The sequence below is a fragment of the Streptomyces sp. NPDC017993 genome (genome assembly GCF_044328065.1).
Lineage (GTDB): Bacteria > Actinomycetota > Actinomycetes > Streptomycetales > Streptomycetaceae > Streptomyces.
The window spans coordinates 1-1,142 of sequence record NZ_JBIRGO010000068.1 but is presented as its reverse complement, the minus strand read 5'-3'; the positions used below and the strand labels follow the sequence as shown (position 1 = coordinate 1,142).

The window sequence follows — 1,142 nt, the reverse complement described above, 5'->3', positions numbered from 1 at the left end:
GCAGGCGGAGCGGTTGCGTGAGCATGTGGCCTTGTCTCCGGGGGTGTCGCCGGTTGATGTGGGTTTCTCGTTGGCGACGGGGCGCGCGGTATTCGAGCACCGTGCCGTGGTGGTCGGCCGGGAAAAGGAAGAATTGCTCGCCGGTTTGGAGGAGTTGGTCTCGGGTCGGGGTGTGGACTCGGGATTGATGAATGGTCTGACGGCGTTTTTGTTTACGGGTCAGGGTGCGCAGTGTGTGGGGATGGGCCGGGAGTTGTATGGGGTGTTCCCGGTGTTTGCTGCTGCGTTTGATGAGGTGTGTGCGGTGGCGGATGGGCTTTTGGGCTGTTCGCTGGGTGAGGTGGTGTTCTCCGGTGTGGCGGGGCCTGGTGGGGTTCCGTTGTTGGAGGGTACGGGTTTTGCTCAGGTGGGGTTGTTTGCGTTTGAGGTGGCGTTGTTCCGGTTGGTGGAGTCGTGGGGTGTGCGGCCGGATTTTGTGATGGGGCATTCGGTGGGGGAGTTGGCTGCGGCGTTTGTTGCGGGGGTGTGGTCGCTTGAGGATGCGGTTGCTTTGGTGGTGGCGCGTGGTCGTTTGATGCAGGCGTTGCCGGTGGGTGGGGTGATGGTGTCGGTGGTGGCTTCGGAGGAGGAGGTCGTGCCGTTCTTGGTGGGGTGTGGGGATGAGGTGTCGGTGGCTGCGGTGAACGGTCCGCGGTCTGTGGTGTTGTCGGGTGTTGAGGATGCGGTGTGTGGGGTGGTGGCTTCGGGTGGGTGGAAGTCATCGCGTCTGCGGGTTTCTCATGCTTTTCATTCGGCGTTGGTGGAGCCGATGTTGGAGGAGTTTCGGCGGGTTGTTGAGGGGGTGGTGTTTCGGGAGCCGCGGTTGGGGTTGGTGTCGAATGTGACGGGTGAGGTGGCTCCGTCGGGGTTGGTGTGTTCGGCGGAGTACTGGGTGCGTCATGTGCGGGAGGCGGTGCGGTTTCACGACGGGATGCGTGCGCTGTCGACTCGTGGCGTGAATCGGTTTGTGGAGTTGGGTCCGGCCGGTGTGCTCTCTGCGATGGGTGAATCGTGCGTCGAGGAGGGCGAGTTCATTGCGCTCTCGCGGAAGGGCCGGGGTGAGGAGGAGTCGGCCGTAGCGGCATTGGGCCGGATGCACGTCG

At 63.4% G+C, this 1,142-nt stretch carries 1 protein-coding gene; it reads left to right on the top strand.

Annotated elements, in window-relative coordinates; all coding sequences use genetic code 11:
• Window positions 1–1,142 (top strand): acyltransferase domain-containing protein (locus tag ACH4FH_RS38915; protein WP_398560711.1); only part of this gene is annotated, 1,142 nt, incomplete at both ends.